Origin of the sequence: Paraburkholderia sediminicola (genome assembly GCF_902859805.1) — a bacterium.
GTDB classification, from domain to species: domain Bacteria; phylum Pseudomonadota; class Gammaproteobacteria; order Burkholderiales; family Burkholderiaceae; genus Paraburkholderia; species Paraburkholderia sediminicola.
Map to the genome: position 1 here is coordinate 656,056 of NZ_CADIKC010000003.1, position 22,042 is coordinate 678,097.

At 63.7% G+C, this 22,042-nt stretch carries 19 protein-coding genes; 5 read left to right on the forward strand and 14 right to left on the reverse strand.

The genetic code is table 11. The features are described 5' to 3' along the window. Positions 1-34 precede the first annotated feature (34 nt). Positions 35-826 carry a 5'-methylthioadenosine/adenosylhomocysteine nucleosidase gene (locus R8871_RS15400; RefSeq protein WP_175051323.1) on the forward strand — a complete coding sequence of 264 codons (792 nt, stop codon included), beginning with the start codon at positions 35-37 and terminating at the stop codon, positions 824-826. Positions 827-829: 3 nt separating this feature from the next. On the opposite strand, the gene R8871_RS15405 is transcribed toward R8871_RS15400, so the two are convergent. Both R8871_RS15405 and R8871_RS15410 read right to left on the reverse strand, forming a co-directional pair. Then, positions 830-2,719: a propionate--CoA ligase gene (locus R8871_RS15405; RefSeq protein WP_175051207.1), complete on the reverse strand. Its 1,890-nt coding sequence runs from the start codon at positions 2,717-2,719 to the stop codon at positions 830-832. 200 nt (positions 2,720-2,919) lie between these two features. After that, complete coding sequence (locus R8871_RS15410) at positions 2,920-4,185, reverse strand: MFS transporter (RefSeq protein WP_175051208.1); 1,266 nt, start codon at positions 4,183-4,185, stop codon at positions 2,920-2,922. A 508-nt stretch (positions 4,186-4,693) separates the two neighbouring features. Between R8871_RS15410 and R8871_RS15415 the strand changes: the two genes are divergently transcribed. Further along, positions 4,694-6,373: a methyl-accepting chemotaxis protein gene (locus R8871_RS15415; protein ID WP_175051209.1), complete on the forward strand. Its 1,680-nt coding sequence runs from the start codon at positions 4,694-4,696 to the stop codon at positions 6,371-6,373. Between the two features lie 428 nt (positions 6,374-6,801). Here R8871_RS15415 and R8871_RS15420 read toward each other — a convergent pair whose 3' ends face one another. From R8871_RS15420 to R8871_RS15435, 4 genes are read right to left on the reverse strand one after another with little or no spacing between them, the layout of a single operon-like run. After that, positions 6,802-7,662 (reverse strand): efflux RND transporter periplasmic adaptor subunit, encoded by an 861-nt coding sequence (locus R8871_RS15420; RefSeq protein WP_175051210.1) that lies wholly within the window; start codon positions 7,660-7,662, stop codon positions 6,802-6,804. 13 nt (positions 7,663-7,675) lie between these two features. Then, positions 7,676-7,876, reverse strand: coding sequence for a DUF1656 domain-containing protein (locus tag R8871_RS15425; RefSeq protein ID WP_175051211.1), 201 nt, complete (start codon positions 7,874-7,876; stop codon positions 7,676-7,678). Continuing rightward, entirely contained in the window at positions 7,866-10,076 is a 2,211-nt protein-coding gene (locus tag R8871_RS15430) for an FUSC family protein (protein ID WP_175051212.1), read from the reverse strand. The genes R8871_RS15425 and R8871_RS15430 overlap by 11 nt, the downstream gene beginning before the upstream one ends. Before the next feature lie 11 nt (positions 10,077-10,087). After that, complete coding sequence (locus R8871_RS15435) at positions 10,088-11,731, reverse strand: efflux transporter outer membrane subunit (RefSeq protein WP_175051213.1); 1,644 nt, start codon at positions 11,729-11,731, stop codon at positions 10,088-10,090. 155 nt (positions 11,732-11,886) lie between these two features. Here R8871_RS15435 and R8871_RS15440 point away from each other — a divergent pair, with 155 nt between their 5' ends. Together R8871_RS15440 and R8871_RS15445 are read left to right on the forward strand one after the other, a co-directional pair. After that, positions 11,887-12,825, forward strand: coding sequence for a LysR family transcriptional regulator (locus R8871_RS15440; RefSeq protein ID WP_175051214.1), 939 nt, complete (start codon positions 11,887-11,889; stop codon positions 12,823-12,825). Between the two features lie 228 nt (positions 12,826-13,053). After that, the gene (locus R8871_RS15445; RefSeq protein ID WP_175051215.1) at positions 13,054-13,212 is read left to right on the forward strand and encodes a hypothetical protein; all 159 of its coding nucleotides are present in this window, start codon (positions 13,054-13,056) and stop codon (positions 13,210-13,212) included. 135 nt (positions 13,213-13,347) lie between these two features. On the opposite strand, the gene R8871_RS15450 is transcribed toward R8871_RS15445, so the two are convergent. The 5 genes from R8871_RS15450 to wrbA all read right to left on the reverse strand — a co-directional run bounded on the left by R8871_RS15450 (position 13,348) and on the right by wrbA (position 17,611). After that, positions 13,348-14,067 carry an SOS response-associated peptidase gene (locus R8871_RS15450; protein ID WP_175051216.1) on the reverse strand — a complete coding sequence of 240 codons (720 nt, stop codon included), beginning with the start codon at positions 14,065-14,067 and terminating at the stop codon, positions 13,348-13,350. Positions 14,068-14,189: 122 nt separating this feature from the next. Then, on the reverse strand, positions 14,190-14,996 hold the full coding sequence (locus tag R8871_RS15455) for a metallophosphoesterase (protein WP_175051217.1): 807 nt from the start codon (positions 14,994-14,996) through the stop codon (positions 14,190-14,192). 55 nt (positions 14,997-15,051) lie between these two features. Continuing rightward, on the reverse strand, positions 15,052-16,470 hold the full coding sequence (locus R8871_RS15460; RefSeq protein WP_175051218.1) for an FAD-binding oxidoreductase: 1,419 nt from the start codon (positions 16,468-16,470) through the stop codon (positions 15,052-15,054). An 89-nt stretch (positions 16,471-16,559) separates the two neighbouring features. Further along, positions 16,560-17,012, reverse strand: a complete 453-nt coding sequence (locus R8871_RS15465; protein ID WP_246287578.1) for a DUF2069 domain-containing protein — start codon at positions 17,010-17,012, stop codon at positions 16,560-16,562. Further along, complete coding sequence (gene wrbA / locus R8871_RS15470; protein ID WP_115780521.1) at positions 17,009-17,611, reverse strand: NAD(P)H:quinone oxidoreductase; 603 nt, start codon at positions 17,609-17,611, stop codon at positions 17,009-17,011. The genes R8871_RS15465 and wrbA overlap by 4 nt, the downstream gene beginning before the upstream one ends. A gap of 120 nt (positions 17,612-17,731) precedes the next feature. Here wrbA and R8871_RS15475 point away from each other — a divergent pair, with 120 nt between their 5' ends. Further along, a complete protein-coding gene (locus R8871_RS15475) occupies positions 17,732-19,045 on the forward strand; it encodes a YihY family inner membrane protein (protein ID WP_175051219.1) in 1,314 nt (437 codons plus the stop codon). A 39-nt stretch (positions 19,046-19,084) separates the two neighbouring features. On the opposite strand, the gene R8871_RS15480 is transcribed toward R8871_RS15475, so the two are convergent. The 3 genes from R8871_RS15480 to R8871_RS15490 all read right to left on the reverse strand — a co-directional run bounded on the left by R8871_RS15480 (position 19,085) and on the right by R8871_RS15490 (position 21,877). Continuing rightward, a complete protein-coding gene (locus tag R8871_RS15480) occupies positions 19,085-19,405 on the reverse strand; it encodes an Mpo1-like protein (protein ID WP_093643326.1) in 321 nt (106 codons plus the stop codon). A gap of 199 nt (positions 19,406-19,604) precedes the next feature. Next, positions 19,605-20,450 (reverse strand): alpha/beta fold hydrolase, encoded by an 846-nt coding sequence (locus R8871_RS15485; RefSeq protein ID WP_175051220.1) that lies wholly within the window; start codon positions 20,448-20,450, stop codon positions 19,605-19,607. Further along, a complete protein-coding gene (locus R8871_RS15490; protein ID WP_175051221.1) occupies positions 20,447-21,877 on the reverse strand; it encodes an O-acetylhomoserine aminocarboxypropyltransferase in 1,431 nt (476 codons plus the stop codon). The genes R8871_RS15485 and R8871_RS15490 overlap by 4 nt, the downstream gene beginning before the upstream one ends. Between the last annotated feature and the right edge of the window lie 165 nt (positions 21,878-22,042).

Here is a 22,042-nt window from a genome sequence, read left to right on the forward strand (position 1 = left end):
AGGTTCAGGCGCGGCCGCTGCCAGCACGGCTGGCATGGATCCAAACCGCAGCGGTGCGACAGTCTCGCATCGTCCGCTTGGCATTCTGGCGGCATTGCCGCAGGAACTCGGCGATCTGATCGAAGCAATGCGCGCCGAATCCGGCGTGCGCACCATCACGCATGGTCAGCGTGACTACCATCTTGGCACCGTGCACGGCGCGCCTTGTGTCGTGACGCTGGCGCGCGTCGGCAAGGTCGCGGCGGCGGCCACGGTCAGCGCGTTGATTCATGCATTCGATGTCGAAGCGGTCGTGTTCACCGGCGTGGCGGGTGGCGTGGGGACTGAGGTGCGGGTCGGCGATATCGTCGTCGCCAACGTGCTGATGCAGCACGATCTCGATGCGTCGCCATTGTTTCCGCGCTTCGAGGTGCCGTTGCTCGGCGTGTCGCGTTTCGCAGCCGATGCGGCGCTTGCCGATCAACTCGCCGCCGCGTGCGAGCGTTTTGTCGCGGAAGAGGGCGCTGCTGCGGCAGCGCGCTTCGGAACTCGCGAGCCGCGCGTGCATCGTGGATTGATTATCAGCGGCGACCAGTTCGTAGCAAGTGCGACGGGCGTCAAGGCCTTGCGCGATGCACTGCCGGATGCGCTCGCGGTCGAGATGGAAGGCGCGGCGATCGCGCAAGTCTGTTACGAGTACGGCGTGCCATGCGCGGTGGTGCGCACCATCTCCGACACCGCCGACGATCACGCGCCGCAATCGTTCGTGTCGTTTCTCACGGAGATCGCGGGGACCTATTCGAACGCGATTTTGACGCGGTTTTTAGCGGCACGTAGCGCGGCGTAATCCTTAACCCAGCGCCTCGCGCACCTGCTGCAGCGCCGCCGGATCTTCGATCGTCGGCAGATCGCCCGGCTCACGTCCTTCGGCCAGCGCCGCAATCGCGCGGCGGAGCAGTTTGCCCGAGCGCGTCTTCGGCAGCATCGATACCACCACCACCCGTGCCGGCCGCGCAATCGCGCCGAGCTGGCGGTCGACCGTTGCGGTGAGTTCGGCTTCCAGCTTGGCTCGCGATTTGTCGCCCGCATAGGCTTGCGCGTCGCGCAGCACCACGAAGGCCATTGCTGTCTGACCCTTCAGCGCATCCGTTACGCCGACCACCGCAACTTCCGCGACCGCCGCGTGGCTCGACAACGCTTCCTCGATCTCGCGCGTGCCGAGCCGATGACCGGCCACATTGATCACGTCGTCGGTGCGGCCGAGGATCGTCACGTATCCGTCTTCGTCCTGAATGCCCCAGTCGAAGGTCGAGTAGGCCTGCTGGTTCGGAATGCTCGACCAGTACGTGCTGACAAAGCGGCTGTCGTCGCCCCATACCGTCGACATGCAGCCCGGCGGCAGCGGATAGCCCAGCGTGAGTACGCCTTTTTCGCCGGGCGGGCAGGGCTCGCCGGTCAGTTCGTTACGCAAGGTCAGATTGAAGCCCGCCGACGGTACGCCCGGCGAGCCGAGCTTGGTGGGCAGGGCTTCGATGCCGCGCGGAATCGCCAGCATCGGCCAGCCGGTTTCGGTCTGCCAGTAGTTGTCGATCACGGGCTTGCCGAGCGCGTCGGCGATCCATGCGGCGGTGGGTTCGTCGAGCGGCTCGCCGGCGAGGAACAACGCGCGGAGGCTCGATAGATCGGATTTTTTCAGCAGCGCCGGGTCCTGCTTTTTCAGCACGCGCAACGCAGTCGGCGCGGTGAACATCAGATTGATCCTGTGCTGTTCGACGAGGCGCCACCAGATGCCGCCGTCCGGACGGATCGGCGTGCCTTCATACATCACGGTAGTGAGCCCCGCAATCAGCGGCGCATAGACGATGTAGCTGTGGCCGACCACCCAGCCCACGTCCGACGCAGTGAACATCGTGTCGCCGGCTTTGCCCTGAAAGATGTGTTCCATCGATGCCGCCAGCGCCACCGCATAGCCGCCGACATCGCGTTGCACGCCCTTCGGCTTGCCGGTGGTGCCCGACGTGTACAGCACGTACGAGGGTTCGTTCGATTCGAGCCATTCGCACGGCACGTGAGCGTCGAAAAATTTCTCGCGCAGCGGCTCGTAGGCGACGAGGTAGCTCGCGTTCAGGCGCTCCGGTGCGAGTTGCCGGTCGATCAACAGCACGTGCGGTGTCTTGTGGGTCGCGCGCGCCAGTGCTTCGTCCATCAGCGGCGTGTAGTCGATCACTTTGCCGCCGCGCGCGCCGGCGTCGGCGGTGACGATAAGCACAGGTTTCGCATCGTCGATGCGGGCCGCCAGATTGGGGGCCGCGAAGCCGCCGAACACCACCGAGTGAATCGCGCCGAGTCGCGCGCACGCGAGCATCGCGAACAGCGCTTCGGGGATCATCGGCAGATAAAGCAGCACGACATCGCCGCGCTTCACACCCAGCGAGCGCATCACTGCTGCCATGCGGTTGATTTCCGCGTACAGCTCGGCGTAGGTGTAGCGCCGCTCGATGCCGGTTTCCGTCGACACGTACACGAGAGCATTCTGCTGCGGGCGCTCGGCCATATGCCGGTCCACCGCGTTATGGCACAGGTTCGTGCGCCCGCCGACGAACCAGCGCGCGAACGGCGGATTCGAGCGGTCGAGCACGGTATCGAACGGGGTTTGCCAATGAATCCGCTGCGCCTCATCACGCCAGAATTCCTCGGCTTGCTCGATCGAACGGCGGTGGAAGTCGCGGTAGGTGGTCATCGGCGGCGATCCTTCTGCTGCGTGAGTGAACGGATGTCGGGTCGTACGGCTGCGAGGCGCGGCGAGAGTGCAGTGCGTACATCCGCACAAGCATAGAGCAGGCGTCACCTTGCGGACAACGCGGGTTCACCATGAGGGGGCGGCCCAACGAAAAAAGGCGCCGTAGCGCCTTTTTCTTCATGCAACCAGAAGAGATCCCATCACGCTTTCGCGCGCTTGCCTTCGACATCCGGCAGAAACACCGTCAACAGGCCGATCAGCGGCAGGAACGAGCAGACCTTATACACATAGGTGATGCTGGTGGCGTCGGCCAACTGCCCGAGCACGGCAGCGCCGATCCCGCCCATGCCGAACGCGAAACCGAAGAAGAGGCCCGCGATCATCCCCACCTTGCCGGGGATCAGTTCCTGCGCATAGACGAGGATCGCCGAGAACGCCGAAGCCAGCACGATACCGATGATCACCGTCAGCACGCCGGTCCAGAACAGGTTGGCGTACGGCAGCAGCAGCGTGAACGGCGCGACGCCGAGGATCGACACCCAGATCACGTACTTGCGGCCGATCCGGTCGCCGATCGGACCACCGATCACCGTGCCTGCCGCAACCGCCGCGAGGAACACGAACAGATGGACCTGAGCGGCCTGCACCGGCAGGTGGAACTTGTCGATCAGATAGAACGTGAAGTAGCTGTTGATGCTGGCGAGGTAGAAGTACTTCGAGAACACCAGCAGCATCAGTACGCCCATTGCGAACATGACCTGGTTGCGCGACAGGGTTGCGTGACCGGTCTGGCTGCGCGCCTTTTTTACGGCCGGATGCTGCTTGTACCAGCGGCCGATCTGCGTGAGCACGACGATCGCGACCAGCGCCGCCACCGAGAACCACGCGATGCTGCGCTGGCCGTGCGGAATCACGATCAACGCGGCGAGCAACGGCCCGAGCGACGAACCCGCGTTGCCGCCCACCTGAAACAGCGACTGCGCCAGACCATGACGGCCGCCCGAGGCCATGCGCGCCACCCGCGACGATTCCGGATGGAACACCGACGAGCCGCAGCCGACCAGCGCCGCCGCGACCAGCAGCACGCCGAAACTTGGCGCGACCGACATCAGCAGCAGGCCGGCGAGCGTGAAGCCCATGCCGACCGGCAGCGAATACGGCTTCGGATGCTTGTCGGTATAGCTGCCGACCAGCGGTTGCAGCAGCGACGCGGTGATCTGGTAAGTCAGCGTAATCAGACCGATCTGCCCGAACGACAGCGAAAAGTTGTCTTTCAGCATCGGGTAGATCGCCAGGATCAACGACTGGATCATGTCGTTGAGCAGGTGCGAAAAGCTGATCGCACCCAGCACGGAGTAGACCGTGCGCTGGACCTTGGCGGCCGGTTGCGCGCCGGCGGGGTTGGCTGAACCCGCGGGGGAGGCTGATGCGCCGGCGAGGGCGCTTTTATCGAGGCTCGTTTCCATACGCTAGATGAGAGAGGAGAAAGGGTCTGCGGTCATGATTTCAGGCGTTCGCATGTCTGTGCGCGACCTGCCGGGTTGCCGCGGCATTTCGACGCGGCGCCGGGTCATGTCAACTATTTGTCGAAGTTTAATGTGGCTCACGCGAATTGTAAGGACAAGTTTTGTCGAGAATCGGACAGGTATTGCGTGATATTGCGCTCCCCATGCGTCATGGATGTGCCGAAACCCCCGAGGCAATGCACTGCGGCGGTGCGTGTGTCAAGCATTCTGCGCATGGCGACGTGTGGCTGGCACGTCGTCTGATAAATGCGATTCGGGGATTTTTGGCCATGTATAAAACGATCGCGGGCGCGAAGCTTACAAAGCGACGCGTCGAGGACCGGGCGCGACAGTCGGCATGAGACGAGCGGCGTTAAAGATCGCAGACGTTTATGCCGTAGACCCGGAGAGATAAGTATTAATGCCGGAACCGACCTTTCCGGCAGTTCGAAACGTGGGGACGAGGAATATGAAAGCAGTTTCGCTGGGTGGCCAGACGGGCGCGGGGTTCGTACCGGAAGGAGAAGCGGCGGGCAAACCGTCGCCATCGCGTGGCCAGGGCAGCCGTTCGCGGGCCGTGCGGCTCAAGGGCTTGTCGGTGAAGGCGACATTGCGGCTGGCGTTTGCCGTACTGTTGATCGGCACGCTTGCGATCGGCGTGTTTTCGCTGACCCAGATCAGCCGCCTGAATGCTTCCGCACAATCGATCTACGACCAGGGCCACGTGGCGAGCCGCGCGGCCGAAGAGGCGCGTGGCCACATGCTGCGCGCAAGCCGCGCGCAAAAGATGCTGCTGACCGCGACCACCGCCAAGGAGCGCGACGAGCTCGGCGCCGACATTGACAAAGGCCTGAGCGGCCTCGCCAGAGAGCTCGGCACACTGCAACAGTACGTCGACACATCCGACGCAAAGGCTGTCGACCAGCAAAAGAAATTCGCCGCAGCCGTCGCGGTATGGAGCGGCCACTTGCGTGACTTCGTGACGCTCGTAAAAGCGCAGCCGCTCGATCTTTCGCAGATGAACTGGCAGGTCGGCACCCAGGACGTCTCGTTGCTGGTCGAGACCGGCAAGCTCGAAAAACTCGTCGACGAGCTCGTTGCCCAGCGCGGCACGGCTGCGAAGGCGACTATCGAGGCATCGGGTTTTATCTTCCATTCGTCGTTCGTGATGCTCGCGGCAATGACGATCGCGCTGATCGCGTTGGCGTTCGGCATTAGCGAGTGGGTCGTGCGACGCCTCGCTGGCCAACTCGGCGGCGAGCCGGCGTACGCAAAGGAAATCGCGAGCCGGATTGCCGCTGGCGACCTATCGAACCAGATCGCGCTGGGCCGCAAGGACAAGTCGAGCATGCTGTACGCGCTGCACGACATGCAAAGCGGCCTCGCGACCACGGTGTCCGACATCGCATCCAGCGCGGACGCAATCGCAACCGCATCGGGCGAAATCTCGATGGGCAACCTCGACTTGTCGCAACGCACCGAGCAACAGGCAATGGCGCTCGAGCGAACCGCGAGCAGCATGGAGCAACTGACCTCGACGGTTCGTCAGAACGCCGACAACGCGAAGCAGGCAAGCACGTTGGCCAACAACGCCTCGGAGATAGCCGAGAAGGGTGGTGACGTAGTGAGCCGCGTGGTGGCGACGATGAACGAGATCAACGACAGCGCGCGGAGCATTGGCGACATCATTGGCGTGATTGAGGGGATTGCGTTCCAGACCAACATTCTCGCGTTGAACGCGGCGGTGGAAGCCGCCCGAGCCGGCGAAGAAGGCCGAGGATTTTCGGTAGTCGCCGCAGAAGTGCGCAACCTTGCCCAACGCAGCGCGGCTGCCGCGAAGGAGATCAAGGGTTTGATCAGCACATCGGTGGAGCGGGTGAGCAACGGCTCGACGTTGGCACAGGATGCCGGACAAACGATGGACGAAGTGGTGAAGGCAGTGAAGCGCGTAACCGACATCATGGGCGAGATTTCGGCGGCGTCATCAGAGCAGAGCGCGGGAATCGAGGAGATCAATCTCGCCGTCACGCAAATGGATTCCGGCACACAGCAGAACGCCGCACTGGTGGAGCAGGCAACAGCAGCCGCCAGATCACTGGATGACCAGGCGCGCGGCCTGAAGCAGATGGTCGGAAAGTTCAGGCTATAAAACGCTAAAGCACCGCGACCAAAGAAACGAGACCGAACCACCGCCTCGGCGCGCACAACGCCGCCGAGGCGAAGCCGACGGCTCCCGCTGCGCAAAACCGAAGCCCATGGTTTCCCATGCAGCCCCATCCGCGACGCACGCAGTGCGGAGTGGGAGCGGATGAGCCCTTTGTCACTAACGCGGAATGTGCGAGAACACAGATTCCAGTCGCACCACTACCCGTAAAAAACCACGGCGCCCACTTAGCATTAGCGGTTTAAGCCGCTTTCTTTGCTTATCTTTCTTTGCGGCGGCAAAGAAAGTAAGTGCCGCCCCGCACAGGGGCAACACTAATAGACCACTAACAATGCAAGGAAAGGCACGAAAGCTAGAGCAAGGAAAGGCACCAACCCCAGAACAAGAAAAAAGCACCGCGAAGGCAAAAACCTTCAGCTTGGCTGAACAACAACAGTACAAGTAATCCCAGCAGCCAACACAACCCCATCAGGCACAGAATCAATCTTCACCCGCACGGGTACGCGCTGCGCCAACCTCACCCAATTAAAGGTCGGATTAACATCAGCAAGCAGCTCACGGCTTTCGGGATTATCCCGATCGTAAATCCCGCGAGAAATACTCTCCACATGCCCCTGCAGCGTGCCTCCACTCATCAACCGAACTTCAACCTTATCGCCGATACGCACATGCGGCAACTTGGTTTCTTCAAAGTACCCATAAACCCAAAAAGAATGACTATCAACAATCGCGAGCTTAGCTGACCCAGCAGTAGCATAATCCCCGCGAAATACATTCAGGTTAGTGACATACCCATCAACCGGCGCAACAACCCGAGTGCGCTCCAGATTCAACTTGGCAGCATCAAGCGCGGCCAAAGCCTGCTGATAAGAAGCCTCAGCAGCCGAAGCAGTATGAGTCGCATTCTCACGGCTCTCTTTCGAGACAACCAAAGCATCCATATCCGCCCGCCGCTGCGCATCATCCCGCTTCATCTGCAGCTCCGCCTTGCGCGCAGCAACAGCAGCCTCAGCCTGCTCGACAGCAATCTGATAATGCGAAGGATCGACCTGCATCAACAGATCCCCCTTCTTGACCAGCTGATTATCCTTAACAGGCAAATCCACAACAGCGCCAGAAACATCAGGCGCCACATTCACAATTTCAGCGCGCACGCGCCCATCACGTGTCCACGGCTCATCCATGTAATGAACCCACAACACGCGCCCAATCAAAATCGCGACGATAAAAATAACGGCTGTCGCGACGAAGCCCACAACATTTCGGATGGTCATGTTTCGACTCTGATCAACGATAAACGGCGAGACCCAGCACGCCGCACACACATACGAGCAAGCTGGCCCGGAACAAGGACGGATGCCACACCACGCGATACAGGCCCGTATAGGCGATTACGCGGTCCAGCATCCAGGTAAGCACGGCGCCCGCGACAAACAGCAGCACAATGGCCGGCACGTAGGCGTCGAAAACGGCGATATCACGTGGCATGACGAACTCCTTCTGACGCGTCGGCACGTCCGCTCATCAGCGGTTCAAGCGGCGATTGCGGATCGAGCAGCGCGGTACGAATGAAATGCAGTTGACTCAGAATGCGTTGCAGCCGATGCCGATCCTCACGCGGCGGCGTGAAGGTGGCGAGCATCAGTTGAACGGCGGCAATCGCATCGGTGGTGGCGGCGAGCGCGCGGTCGAAGCGGTCCTCACGCGGCCGCTCGAACAGCGCGGTCACCGCATCACGCATCGCACGCAATGCGACGCGCCACGGCATCGACTTCGCGTAGCGTGCGTCGCGCGGCAGCGCCGCCACTTCGTCGCGCAAGTCGATCATCGCGTTGCCTACTTCGAGCACCGAGAAGAGCCAGCGCAAGGTGTCGCGTTTCACCTCGGGTTCGTTCTGCGCGAGCGAGTTGATCTGGGACATCAGATCGCGTGCGCCGCTTTCGAAGCGAGAACGCACCCGGCGCATGCCAACGCGGCTCGCCAGCGCCACCTGGCGGCGCAAATCCACCAGCAGGCGGTTGCGCAACCAGGGTGTCGAGGGCGGCAGCAGCACGGCAAAGGCAACCGCGCACACCAGCATCGACAGCACCAGCGCAATCGCATCGTTAATGGTGCCGCTCGGGTCGTAATGAATCAGGTTGTCTGGGCCGGCGAGGAAGCAGAAGAAGATGCAGTAGCCGACGCCGTAGCCGGCCAGTGCGGGCCGTGTCGTCATGAATACGCCGAGCAGCAGGAACGGCGTGAGCGCGGCGCACAGCAGCGGAAAACCGTCGATATGCGGATACACGCCGTACACCGCGATCATCCCCATCACTGAAGCGACCAGCGTGCCGGCGGCCATCTGGAACGCGGTGCGCTTCGGATTCGGCGATGCTGACGCCAGCGCGCAGACCGCGGCGGCGTTCAGCGTCAAGGTCGAGCCGCTTGGCCACGCGGTCGCGATCCAGAACACGCCGAGCACGATCATGACGATGGCCGCGCGCAAGCCGGCGACGCCCGCTGCAATGCCATTCGTCTTCGGTTCGTAACGCTCGATCCAGCGCTCGCGCTCGTGCGTGTCGACGGCAAGCGATGCGTAGGTGGCCGCGTATGCGTGCAGGTCGTCGATGAAGCGATACAGCAGTTCGGCGCCGGTGTCGAAGTCGAGCAGCGGTGCGTCCGGCTGTGTTTCCAGTGCGGCGCGCGTCTCGCGCACCCGCCTCGGCAGTTCCGCTTTGTACGCGTCGAGTTGCGCGGCCGCGTGGGCGGCATCCGTGGCGCTCAATACCGGTTCGCCGGATTTCGCGAGCAACGGGGCGATTTCCTTGAAGTACGGCTCGAGGGCTTCGACCGCGACCATCGCGCCGCTCGTCTGCGAATCGCGCAGCCGGTTCATCAACTGGTGCAGCGCGTGAAAGCGCGTTGAGGCGGTCATGAACTCGCTGTTCAGACGCGCGAGACGGCCGCCGCGCATCCGCGAATCGGGACCTTCAAACACGGCGACACTGCGCGCGGCTTCGAAACCGACGATATCGGCGACAAAGCTCGCATTGGTCGCTTCGATCTGCGCGCGATCGTTGCGACCGGCTAACGAGGCCGACACATACTCGACGAATGCCGAGAAACGCGCGCGCACGGTGCTGCGCATCTGCAAGCCGGCGAACTGCGGAAACACGAGGCCACTGACGGCGCCCGCGCAGATGATGCCGACCACCACTTCGGCCACCCGCGTGAGCGCGCTGAGAAATGCGCCATCCGGATGCTGTGAAGCGGGAATGCCGATCAGTGCGGCGGTGTAGCCAGCCAGCACGAAACCGTACGACTTGAAGTTGCGGTTACGCGCGGCGCCCGCAGTGCAGATGCCGACCCAGATCGCGGTCGTGACGATAAACAGTTCCGGCTGCTGCGCGAACAGACCGATCAACGCGAGCATCACGACGAGGCCGACCAGCGTGCCGCAGATCCGGTAGAAACTCTTCGCGAACACCATCCCGCTTTGCGGCTGCATCACGATGAATACGGTGGTCATCGCGGTGCGCGGCTGCGGCAGGTCGAGTTTCATCGCGATGCCGAGCGCGAGGAAGCAGGCGGCCAGCGCTTTGAACAGGTAGACCCACGTGAGACCGTCGGTGCGCGCCCAGTCGGCGGCGGCTGAGTAGAGCGCGGCGAACGATGACGAGCGCGAGGCGGGAGAAGGGGAGGCTGACATGGTCGGCTACTTCACTCAGCCGCGCTGGCGCTGGCGCTGGCGTTAACGCTGGCGGAAGCGTGGTTCGTGCTTGCCGCGGCGTTATCCGCGTGACTGGCGGTGCCTTTTTGCGCCGGCGCGTCCGCGGGTTTGGCCGCGGTGTTCGAACCAGCTGCCGCGGCGTTGCCCTTCCCATGCGCCGGCAGCGTCTCGTTCGCCTGCGGACCGTTGGCCGACTCGTCGAGTCCACCACCCAAAGCGGTGACCAGCGACGCATGCGCGGCGAGCCGCTCCGCCTGAATCTTCGCGACGCCTTCCTGCGCGCGCAGCAACTGGCTTTGCGCGATCAGCACGTTCAGATAGTCGGTCAAGCCGCGCCGATAGCCTTCGCGCGCGAGGTCGTAGTTCTTGCGCGCCGCTGCGACCGAACGGTCGGCGTCTTGCGCCTGGGTCGCGAGCGAACGGATGCGGATCACCTGATCGGAGATGTCCTTCAGCGCGCCGACGATCGACTGGTTATAGCGATCGACCGCCTCGTCGTACCCGGCCGACGCCGCGCCGAGTTGCGAGCGCAGACGCCCGCCGTCGAGGATCGGCAGCGACAGCGCCGGACCCGCGCTCCAGCTATGCGACGGGTCCTTCAGGAACTGGAACAGCGGGCCCATTGCCGCATAGCCGCCGATCGACGCCAGCAGGTTGATGTCCGGATAGAAGCTGGCCTTGGCGACGTCGATGCCGCGCGCTTGCGCCGCAACCGTCCAGCGCGCCGCAACCACGTCCGGCCGATGGCCGATCAGATCCGCGGGCAGCGCGCTCGGCAGAGCGGCGGGTGAATTGTCGAGCGAGAGCGTCGGACGCTGGATCGCATCACCCGCGCCCGGACCCTTGCCGGCCAGTGCGGCCAATTGATTGCGGCCGAGGGCGATCTTTTCCTCGATCTCATCGATCTGGCGTTCGTATTCCGGCATCGGCGTTTCGGCCTGGCTCACTTCGAGCTGGGTGCCGATACCGCCTTTCAGACGCCGGTTCGCCAGGTCGACGATCTGCTGCTGTTGCTGCAGCGTGGATTTGGCGATGTCGAGCAACGCGTAGTTCATCGAAAGTTCGATATACGTGCGCACCACGTTGCCTTCCAGTTCGAGCTGGGCGGCGCGGAAGTCCGCCGCGCTGGCGTGGGCGGCGTCGAGCGCGCGCTCGGCGGCGTTCTTGTCCTTGCCCCAGAGATCGAGGTTGTACGAGAGACCCAGCGTGCCGGTGTTGTTCCACGACTGCTGGCCTGCGAGCGGGCCCGGGCCGTAGTAGAGGTTGTCGGCCCATTTCTGACGCTGGATCGACAGGCTGCCGTTCACTTGCGGCGACAACGCCGAACGGGCGACACCCGCCATCGACACGGCTTCGCGCACACGCGCCTGGGCGGCGGCGAGACTCGGGTTGCCCGTCTGCGCGGCTTCGATCCACTCATTGAGCTGCGGGTCGTTATAGGCGCGCCACCAGTCGGCGGCAGGCCATTGGGCGTCCGCGTTGGCGGCGCGGATGGCGTTGCCCACGTCGAGCGAGGAGGGCTCCGTTCCGTGGTCCTGCGGCGCGATGCCTCCGGTACTGGCACAGCCGGCGATTGTTAATAGGATCGTAAGAACCGCGGCTGCGGCGACCCCTTTCTGTACCGGAGACTGCACGATTTCCTCCAAAATTGGCTATAGAAGCATGTGCGTCATTATATTTTTCGATTGATTGGGGAATAACCGGTAAAGATGCAAGGGATTTTTACGCGATATGAGATAATCGCCTTTGCGAATCGTGTAACAATCGCGGCGGATCAACAGGAAAAAGTATGGATACGCTTCAAAACATGCGCGTATTTGTCCGCGTCGTCGAAGCGGGCAGTTTCACGGGTGCCGCGCAACACCTGAACACGACCACGGCGTACGCGTCGCGCGCAGTTTCAGACCTGGAAGCGCACCTGCGCACGCGTCTGTTGAACCGCACTACGCGCCGTATCGCGCTGACCGAGGCGGGCGAGCGCTATCTGCAGCGTTGCGAACAGATCCTCGCGTATGTGGATCAGGCGGAAGCAGAGGCCGGCGACGCGCACGCGCGCCCGTCCGGCAAGCTCAAAGTCCACGCAATGACGAGCTTCGGCCAGCACTACGTGGTGCCGGCGGTGGGCCGCTATCAGCAACGCTACCCGGACGTGAGCATCGAGTTGACGCTCGCGCAGCGCATGCCCGATCTGCTCGACGAAGGTTTCGACGTGTCGCTGACACTGGCAACCGGCCTGTCGGATTCGGGGCTGGTGTCGCAGCGACTGGGCAGCGCGTTCAGCATCGCGTGCGCGTCGCCGGCTTATCTGGAGCGGCACGGCGTGCCCCAAACGCCCGCCGATCTCGCGCGCCACACCTGTCTGCAAATGGTGACGCCGGTGTTTCCGACCGACAAATGGATCTTCGACGGCCCTAACGGCGAAGAAACCATCAACCTCGGCCCGACCACTTTTCAGGTGAATGTCGCCGAAGCGATGGCGGTCGCGGTGAGCAGCGGCATGGGGGTCGGACTGATTCCGATCTACTCGGCGATTAGCGGTCTGCGCAGCGGCGATCTCGTCTGGCTGTTGCCCGAATACACGTCGCAGGAAATGAATCTGTATGCGCTGTATCCGTCCCGGCAGTATCTGGACGCGAAAATTCGGACCTGGGTTGAATTTTTGCGCGACGAACTGCCCGTCACGCTGGCCGTCGACCAGGAAGAGTTGCGCCAGTTCGCACGCAGCTGAAGCGGGGCCACGCGGGCGGTTGACCATTGTTGACGGTTCCAGGCGGCGGTGGCGTGACAGACTGTTACATAAGTGCCGCGTCGCAACATTTCCTTACTTCTGCGCCCGGGTCGATTTGCTAACGTGTGGTTCATGCGCTGCCGCATTCAGCCGGACGCGTTCAATTAGCCGCTGTTCGGCAAATCGCAAGAACCGCAACAATCGCAACAATCGAAGGAAGAGGGATTCATGGATACGCATCTGATGATCGGCGTGGCCGTCATGCTGGGACTGATCGGAATCGCCGCATCGCGCGATCTGCTGCGCCGCCTGCGTGACCAGCAGCCGCAACTGGTGCCGATCAAGGTCGAACGCCCTGATCTGCAAGGGCAGCAGCGCGATCGTTGAAGCTGGCCGGCGCGCCGGGTTACTGGGCGCGCGGCAATTTAGCTTGCTGTTGTAGTTTTTCGGTGTGGCCTGCGCGTGCGTTGTCGCGCCGTTGCACTTCAGCAGCCGATCAATTTCTATCCGCGCTCCGCACGTTCAGTGCAGCGCTTCAATCAGACCCGGCTCGTCATTGAGCGTGCGGTCCACCTCCGGGCTCACCCGGTGCCAGCGGAACCGCGCAGCGGGCAGGCAGGCACTGCGAGCGAGTTGTTCGAGTTCGTCGAACTGCAGGGCCGGATCCAGCCATCTGCGCGCCGCCTCCGGCGCGAACACCAATGGGCGTCGGCCGTGCACGTCGATCAGACCCTTGTCGGCGGTGGCCGTCACGATTACCAGTCCCATGCCTTCCGTTTGCGGTTCCGTGCCGCGTACGCTCGATAGCGCCGCGAGGTACATCGGTGCGTCGCTTTTCAGGTGCACGAAGTAGGGTTGGCGGACCGTCGCGTCGGCTTGCGCCGCGTTATCCCCGTGCGATGTTACGGGCGCCGCTTCCATGCGCCATTCGAACCAGCCGTCCGCCGGCACCAATACCCGCCCGGTTTTCCACAGATCTTTGAAGTAGCGCGTATGCGGCGCGGTTTCGGCGCGCGCGTTGATTGTCTGCGGAAGATGCTGCTCGCGTGCCCAGTCCGGGCAATAACCCCAGTGGATCGCGTGCAGCGTCTGGTCGGGGTAAATCGCGAGCGGGTGAGTCCCCGGCGCGAGGTTGTAGCCTGGGCGGCGATCGGCCTCGTCGAATAGCATGAGCGGATCGGCTAGGCCGAGCTGCCGTGCGTACAGATGCGGATCGCGGTACTGGCTGATTCGACCACACATGAGCGACCTCCGGAGATAACCGGGCTGGCGGGCTTGGCCGAGTCGAAGACCCGAATCCAACGACAACAACAGCGTAGTGCGTGGCGCCAGGCCGCGCTACCCAGATCGGCCCCAAGCCGACGCTATATCTCGACGACTTTATCCCACGCGAACTGAGGATTTTCCCACTGGCGGGTGCGCCGGTCGAAATAGCCGCGCGGATTGCAGACCACGCGCGTGCCATTCACGGTGTAATCGAACGGCGTATGCGTATGCCCGTGAATCCACAGTGCAATGGGCGAGCGCACCAGGTTCGGCAAATGATTGACGAAACCGGCTGAGACGCGGTCCTCTGCGTAGCGCTCGGCCAGACTCAGCCGATGCGGCGCGTGATGGGTGACGACGATCGTCTTGCCGTCGAACGGCTTCGCCAGCTCGCTTTCGAGCCAGGCGCGCGCCCGCCGGTGCAGCGCGAGGGAATCGTCAGGGGTGAAGTCGCGGGGCGAGTCCTGCGTGTCGTGCGGCCAGTTCATCTGGATCAGGCCGCGGAAGTCGAGCATCGCGCGGCGCGACGCGTCGATGGACTCGGCGAGCGTGTCCGGATCCGCGCCATATAACGCGAAGTCGGTCCACAAGGTGGTGCCGAGCACGCGCCAGCGGCCTTGCGGGTCGACCAGCGCGGCATTGTTCAGCACATGCACGTTGTCGACCTGGGCCGCTGCGTCGTACAGCGCCGTGTCGAGCGCGCCGAATTCGCCGTCGTAGTACTCGTGATTGCCGGGTACGTAGACCACCGGCACGGCGCCGTCGAAAGTCTGCGCGGCCCAGCGCGGACCGGCCGCGTGATTGTGGATGTCGCCGGCCAGCACGATCAGATCCGCTTCTGCATGCGGGATCAGTTCGGGCTCATCGTTCTCCAGATGCAGATCGGACAGCACTCGAATCTTCACGACAGCGACTCCTGCAATGGGCCTTGCACCCGATGGCGAAGGCTTTCTACAAACCTTAGCGTAGCACCTTGCCCGGATTCATCAGGTTCAGCGGGTCCAGCGCGTGTTTGACGGCGCGCATCAATTGCACCTCGATGTCCTGCTTGTAATGCATCGCCTCGTCGATCTTCAACTGGCCGAGACCGTGTTCCGCGCTGATGCTGCCACGATGCCTGTGCACGCTGTCGTAGACGAGCTGGTTGATCGGGCTTTGCCAGGTCTTGAGAAACGCTTTTGCGTCGACGCCTTCGGGCGCTTGCACGTTGTAATGCAGATTGCCGTCGCCGAGATGACCGAACGTGACCATGCGCACGCCCGGCACGGCTTGCGCGATTGCCGCGTCGGTTTCCTCGATGAAGTGGCCGATGCGTGAAATCGGCACCGCGATATCGTGCTTGATGTTCAGGCCTTCCTCAGCCTGCGCGAGCGGGATGTGTTCACGCAGATTCCAGAATGCCCGCGATTGCGTGAGGTTTTCCGCGACCACCGCGTCTTCGACCAGGCCTTCTTCGAGCGCGGTTTCCATCAGGCGCTCGAATAGCCCACGCGCGTGTTCCTCGCTCTCGCTGTCCGACAGCTCCAGTAGCACGACTTGCGCATGCGGTTCGGCGAACGGGTAGCGCATCTGCTCAAAGTGCCGGCCCACCAGCCGCAGACAGAAATCCGACATCAGTTCGAAGCCGGTCAGCAGCGGTCCGGCGACGCGTTGGGTGAGCGAGAGGAAATCGAGCGCCGCATGCGGCGACGCGAGCGCGGCGAGCGCCGTGACGCGCGCGGCCGGCTGCGGATGCAGCTTGAGCACGGCCGCGGTGATGATGCCGAGCGTGCCTTCCGCGCCGATGAACAGATCGCGCAGGTCGTAACCGGTGTTGTCCTTGCGCAGGCCTCGCAGGCCGTCCCACAGTTCGCCTTGTGCGGTCACCACTTCGAGACCCAGACACAGCTCGCGTGTGTTGCCGTAGCGCAGTACGCCGGTGCCGCCCGCGTTGGTGGCGAGATTGCCGCCGATCGTGCAACTGCCCTCTGCGGCGAGGCTCAGGGGAAACAGACGGCCGGCTTCTGCGGCGTGCCTCTGTACTTCGGCGAGGATGACGCCGGCTTCGACGGTGATCGTGTTGTTGTGCGGATCGATGTCGCGCACGCGATTCAGGCGCCGCAGACTGATGACCGCCTGCGCGCCGCTTGCATCCGGCGTGGCGCCGCCGGCCAGACCGGTGTTGCCGCCTTGCGGCACCAGCGCGATGCGATGCTCGACGGCAAGTTTGACGAGTGCAGCGACTTCGTCAGGCGTGGCCGGGCAGAGCACCGCGCAGGCTGCGCCAGTGTAGCGGCGGCGCCAGTCGGTGAGATAGGGGGCAGTGTCGTGCGGGTCGGTCAGCACCTGCGTGGCGCCGATGGCGTTGCGGCAAGCGGTGAGGAAGGCGGCTTGAGTCATGTTGGTCGGTCAGGGTGTTCGGCGGCGGATGGATTACGCGGGAGTCAGTGTGAAAAGCGACGCGAAAAACGACGTGAAAAGCGCTGTTCTCATCGTGTACTTTCCTCGGCCTGCCCGGTGTTCTGCTGTGCGTTCTCTTGTGCCGCCTGTTTTGTAGCCAGTTTCGCTGCCCGTTTTGCCGCGCGCTTGAACGGGGCGACATACGCGAGCGTGCAGACGAAGAAAACCACGGCGAGCGCGGCTTCGAGCCAGCCGAGGCGTGCGCTCAGGCCACGGTCGCTCCAGCCGCGCACGATGCCCTCGGCAAAATACAGCAGGATCAGCATCGACGCCCATTGCAGCGTGTAAAGCCGGTGCCGCCACACGCCGGGCAGGGCGAGCAGCAGCGGCACGGCTTTGAGCACCAGCGCCGAGCCGCCCGGACGCAGCGGCGCGAGCCACCATTCCCACGCGACTGACAAAACGATCAGCGCGAGCAGGGCGGCGCTCGCGCCGAAAGCGGCGGCGCGTTTTTGCTGCACGGGCAGGGCGGTTCCGTTCACGGCCGCTCGCTCATGGAGGCCGCCGTGCGGGCAACGCGGGCGCCGAGGGCAATCGCAAGCGTTTTTTCGTCGGCGGAGATGCCTTGTTCGGCCGTGCCCGCGCGCGCGAAGTGCGACGCACCGTAGGGCGTGCCGCCAGTTTGCGTAGTGGAGAGCGCGCTCTCCGTGTACGGAATGCCGACGATCAGCATGCCGTGATGCAGAAGCGGCAGCATCATGGATAGCAGCGTGGACTCCTGGCCGCCGTGCAAGCTGCCGGTGGACGTGAACACGCAGGCCGGTTTGCCGGACAACGCGCCCGACAGCCACTGCGGCGTGGTGCCGTCGAGAAAATATTTCAGCGACGCCGCCATATTGCCGAAGCGGGTGGGCGAACCGAGCGCGAGACCGGCGCATTCTTCGAGGTCGCGCAGTTCGACGTAGGGTGGCCCTTCAGCGGGAATGTCCGGCTGGGTTGCTTCGCAGACGGTGGAAACCGCCGGCACGGTGCGCACGCGCGCCTGCATGCCGGGGACGCTGTCGACGCCGTGCGCGATCGCCAGCGCGAGCTCGCGCGTGGCGCCGTGACGGCTGTAATAGAGCACGAGAATGTCTTTCATAGGCCTCATCGGTGAACGGGTATTATAGGGGCTGGGTCCGCTGCACAGGCCATCCATAGCCATTCGGCCAGGCCTCGGGCACGGTCCTGAAACACCGTTTTATGAAGCAAGGAGGTGGGTTTGTTGTCCAGGGTGCGTTTCGATCTCGACACGCTTAAACGGCTAGCGCAGTTTGCGGCGAAGCGCAGTAGCGAAGACCGCATTCCGCAGGTGGCCGGCAGCCTCACGTTCACCACCATGCTCTCGCTCGTACCGCTCGCCACGGTCGCGTTTGCGCTGTTCACGGCGTTTCCGATTTTCAGCTCGTTTCAGATGTCGCTGCAGATTTTCCTCGCCGACCATCTGATGCCTGCACAGCTCAACAGTCAGATTTTCGATTATCTGAATCAGTTCGCGTCGAAGGCCAAGGGCCTCACGACCATCGGCATGATTTTTCTGTTCGTCACCGCCGTGATGACGATGATGACCGTGGAATCCGCCTTCAACGTGATCTGGCGGGTGCGCAAGGCGCGGCCGATTGCGCAGCGCATCCTTGTCTACTGGGCAATCATTACGCTCGGCCCGATTCTGATCGGCGTGAGCCTGTCGATTTCTTCCTATCTGTTCACCCGGTCCATGGCGGTCACGGCCGTCCAGCATATTCCGTCGGTGATCGACTGGGCGCTGACCGGCGCCGCGCTGCCGTTGACGGCGCTCGCCTTCACGATGCTTTACGTATTTCTGCCGAACTGCCGGGTGGAGTGGCGCGACGCGGTGATCGGCGGGATTACTGCCGCGATCGCCTTCGAACTCGCCAAGCGCGGCTTTGGCTACTACGTGCGCCGAATTCCCACCTACACTGCCGTGTACGGCGCGTTTGCCGCTGTGCCGCTCTTCCTGCTGTGGATGTACCTGTGCTGGTTCATTGCGCTGGCCGGCGCGATGATCGCATCGGCGTTGCCGGCAATCCGCATCGGCCAGTTTCACCGGCCGACTTTCGAGGGCAGCGACCTGTTCGATTCGCTTGAACTGCTCGCGCGGCTTTCGGAAGCACGCGATGCGGGTAAGCGCGGCTACACGATGCCGGAGATCTCGCGAATGCTTCGCCGCGACATGGATACCACGGTCAGGCTGCTGCTAAAACTCGAGGAGATCGAGTGGATCGCGCGCTTGCAGGACGACGACACGCGTCCGCACTTCCTGCTGCTGGCAAATCCGGCGCAGATCACGGTCGAGCGTTTGTTCGACCTGTTCGTGATCGACCGCGCGGAACTCGAATATCAGCTTGAACTGAACTCTACGCGCGTGGATGGCCAGACACTTCTGGCGGCGCTGGAAAACGACAAGCTGAAAGTGACGCTCGCCGTGCTGCTGGCGGCGCGTGCTGCCGCTCGGGCAGCGCGCGCGCAGGAAAGTGAGCAGGGTACTTCTTCAATGCCGCATCAAGCCGCATAAGCAGGCTACATAAGCAGGCCGCCCGAAGCGGCGGCAAACCTACAGCGAAATTTTCCCCACGCAGATGTCCTTGAACATCACCCAATCGCCCATCAGGCTATAAAACGGATGCCGGAAGGTCGCCGGCCGGTTCTTCTCGAAGAAGAAATGCCCGACCCAGGCAAAGCCATATCCGCAGATCACGGCTGCCGGCAGCCATAGCCAGTCACCGGTGGCGAGCGCCATGGCGAGGCAGCCGATCACGCCGAGCGAACCCACGAAATGCAGCCGCCGCGATACCGTGTTGCGATGCTCGCTCAGGTAGTACGGGTAGAACTCCGCGAAACTCGCGAAGTGATCGGTGTGCGCGGTTTGAGCCATCACGGCCTCCGAATGTCGACGCTACTCGATTCCGTGCCCGTCGCTCCCAGGTTGCTTCGCCGCGCGCGGACATGCTTGGAACGCGCTCGAAACAGGACAGGCTTGACCCATTGTGCGGCTATCGGACCGTGCGCGCAACCAGGCCATTCGGCCGATGGCGCGCCTCAGCCTGCCCGGTTATCGTGACGACTCGCAGCGACTATCGAACGCCGGTTGCAACCGCGCCTGTGGCTTTCGAGGCGAAGCTGAACAGCGCGTCGAGCGTGGCGTCGGGCTGTTCGGTCATCAAGGCATGGCCGGCGTCGAGCGTGACGGTGTCGACCGGTACGCCGGCTTGGGCGAGCGCGGCAGCGAGCGCCTTGGCTGCACGCGGCGGCGTCATCGCATCGCGCCGGCCCACGATCAGGCGCGTCGGGCAACGCACTTCCGTGGCGCGTGTGAGGCCGTCCGCGTAGCTATTGCAGGCGGTGAAATCGGTGTGGAACAGCTGCGGCTCGCCGCTTGCCGAGACGCGTTCCATCAACCGCTGGTTCATGCCATGCAGCCAGAAGCCCGGGCCGGGGCACGACGGTTTGGCGGCGAGCGTGGAATGCGACCATTGATTGACCATGCCGATTGCATCGGGCTCGCGATGCAGGGCGGCGTCGAGCAAGGCGTCGGAGACAGCCATCGGCACGGCGGTGGCGAGCAGCGCCAGATGCGTCGCGCGTTCCGGATAGCGGCCGGCGAAGTCGAGGGCGATCAGCGAGCCCATGCTGTGGCCGGCCACGAAGATGCGTTGCACACCTGCGGCGTCGAGCAGGGCGGCCAGCCAGTCGGCCATTGCGGTCACGGTGGTCAGCGCCGGGCCGGCGCTGCGGCAGTGACCGGGTAAATCGACCGCCAGTACGCTGAAGCCGTGATGCGCGAAGTAACGCGTTTGCAACGCCCACACGCTATGGTCATGCTCGGCGCCGTGGATGAACACCGCGGTCGGCAGGCTGGAATCGAAGGGTTTGCCGCCGGTGTACGCGTAGGCGGGCTTGCCTTGAACGGTGAGGATCATGCGGACTCCGGGCGGGGTTTGGCAGCATCGGCAGGCGAGGCGGATGAGGCGCCGTTGGCCGGAGCGGCGGATGAGCTGACGGGGCTGGTTTTTGCCGTGCTGGACGGACTGGATGTTCCACTCCCAGGCGCGGTCGTTCCACCCGCTTTCTGCGCGGCTTTCAGCGCGCGTTTGAGGTCGTCGATCAGATCGTCGGGGTCCTCAAGGCCGATCGACAGGCGGATCGTGCCTTCGGCGATGCCGGCTGCGGCGAGCGCGGCAGCGTCCATGCGGAAGTGCGTAGTCGATGCGGGATGGATGACCAGCGAGCGCGCGTCGCCGACGTTCGCGAGATGCGAGAACAGCGAAAGCGCTTCAATGAAGCTGCGACCGGCGGCGCGGTCGCCGCGCAGATTGAAGCTGAACACCGCACCCGCGCCGCGCGGCAACAGACGCTTCGCGAGCGCATGGTCCGGATGCGACGGCAGCTCCGGGTAGGCGACGGCTTCGACGGCAGGGTGTGCGCTCAGGAATTCGACCACTTTGCGCGTATTCGCGACGTGCCGTTCCATGCGCAGCGGCAGCGTCTCGATGCCTTGCAGCAGTTGCCAGGCGGCTTGGGGATGCAGACACGCGCCGAAATCGCGTAAGCCCTCGCGACGTGCGCGCAGGAGGAACGGCGCGACCGTGCTTTCCTCGGCGAACACCATGCCGTGAAAGCCTTCGTACGGCTCGGTAAATTCGGGGAAACGGCCGGACGCGTTGAAGTCGAACGTGCCGCCGTCCACGAGTACGCCGCCGATCGTGGTGCCGTGGCCGCCGAGGAATTTGGTCGCCGAGTGATAGACGAAGTCGGCGCCATGCTCGAACGGCTTGAGCAGATAGGGCGTCGTGAAGGTCGAATCGACCAGCAGCGGCACGCGGTGCTCATGCGCGAGTTGCGCTACCGCGGCGATATCGAGCACGTCGAGGCCCGGGTTGCCGAGCGTCTCGCCAAACAGCAGGCGCGTGTTCGGGCGCAGCGCGGCGCGCCACGCGTCGATGTCACCGGGTTTGACGAAGGTCGTCTCGATGCCGAAGCGCCGCAGTGTGTAGTGGAGCAGGTTGTGCGAGCCGCCGTACAGCGCGCTCGAGGCGACGATATGGGAGCCGGCGCCCATCAAGGTGGCGATCGCCAGATGCAGCGCGGCCTGGCCGCTGGCCGTGCCGATCGCACCCGCGCCGTTTTCCAGCGCGGCAACGCGCTCTTCGAAAACGGCCACGGTCGGATTCGAGATGCGCGAATAGACGTGGCCGGCGCGCTCCATATTGAAGAGCGCCGCGGCGTGGTCAGAGTCGCGGAACGAAAACGAGGTAGTCTGGTAAATGGGCGTGGCGCGCGCGCCGGTGGTGGGGTCGGGCGCGGCGCCGGCGTGCAGCGCAAGCGTATCGAAACGGTTGGCGGACATCCTGGACGGCGAGGCCACGGACGGCCTCGCGAAAGGTGAAAGTGGCGGCCATCCTATCACCGGCATGGATCGCTTCAAGCGCGGTTTTCCCGCGGGTCGGCCAATGTGGGCGCGCTGAACGGCGCCGGGCTGACCTTGCAAACGCCCGTTGCGCCTTGGTGGGCG

Bases quoted from the DNA above. Each gene is read 5' to 3' on its own strand.
- R8871_RS15445 (WP_175051215.1), top strand. From the start codon at position 13,054: ATGGATACGCATCTGATGATCGGCGTGGCCGTCATGCTGGGACTGATC.
- R8871_RS15400 (WP_175051323.1), top strand. From the start codon at position 35: ATGGATCCAAACCGCAGCGGTGCGACAGTCTCGCATCGTCCGCTTGGC.
- R8871_RS15415 (WP_175051209.1), top strand. From the start codon at position 4,694: ATGAAAGCAGTTTCGCTGGGTGGCCAGACGGGCGCGGGGTTCGTACCG.
- R8871_RS15430 (WP_175051212.1), bottom strand. From the start codon at position 10,076: ATGTCAGCCTCCCCTTCTCCCGCCTCGCGCTCGTCATCGTTCGCCGCG.
- R8871_RS15490 (WP_175051221.1), bottom strand. From the start codon at position 21,877: ATGTCCGCCAACCGTTTCGATACGCTTGCGCTGCACGCCGGCGCCGCG.
- R8871_RS15480 (WP_093643326.1), bottom strand. From the start codon at position 19,405: ATGGCTCAAACCGCGCACACCGATCACTTCGCGAGTTTCGCGGAGTTC.
- wrbA (WP_115780521.1), bottom strand. From the start codon at position 17,611: ATGAAAGACATTCTCGTGCTCTATTACAGCCGTCACGGCGCCACGCGC.
- R8871_RS15420 (WP_175051210.1), bottom strand. From the start codon at position 7,662: ATGACCATCCGAAATGTTGTGGGCTTCGTCGCGACAGCCGTTATTTTT.
- R8871_RS15460 (WP_175051218.1), bottom strand. From the start codon at position 16,470: ATGACTCAAGCCGCCTTCCTCACCGCTTGCCGCAACGCCATCGGCGCC.
- R8871_RS15425 (WP_175051211.1), bottom strand. From the start codon at position 7,876: ATGCCACGTGATATCGCCGTTTTCGACGCCTACGTGCCGGCCATTGTG.
- R8871_RS15440 (WP_175051214.1), top strand. From the start codon at position 11,887: ATGGATACGCTTCAAAACATGCGCGTATTTGTCCGCGTCGTCGAAGCG.
- R8871_RS15405 (WP_175051207.1), bottom strand. From the start codon at position 2,719: ATGACCACCTACCGCGACTTCCACCGCCGTTCGATCGAGCAAGCCGAG.
- R8871_RS15485 (WP_175051220.1), bottom strand. From the start codon at position 20,450: ATGATCCTCACCGTTCAAGGCAAGCCCGCCTACGCGTACACCGGCGGC.
- R8871_RS15410 (WP_175051208.1), bottom strand. From the start codon at position 4,185: ATGGAAACGAGCCTCGATAAAAGCGCCCTCGCCGGCGCATCAGCCTCC.
- R8871_RS15450 (WP_175051216.1), bottom strand. From the start codon at position 14,067: ATGTGTGGTCGAATCAGCCAGTACCGCGATCCGCATCTGTACGCACGG.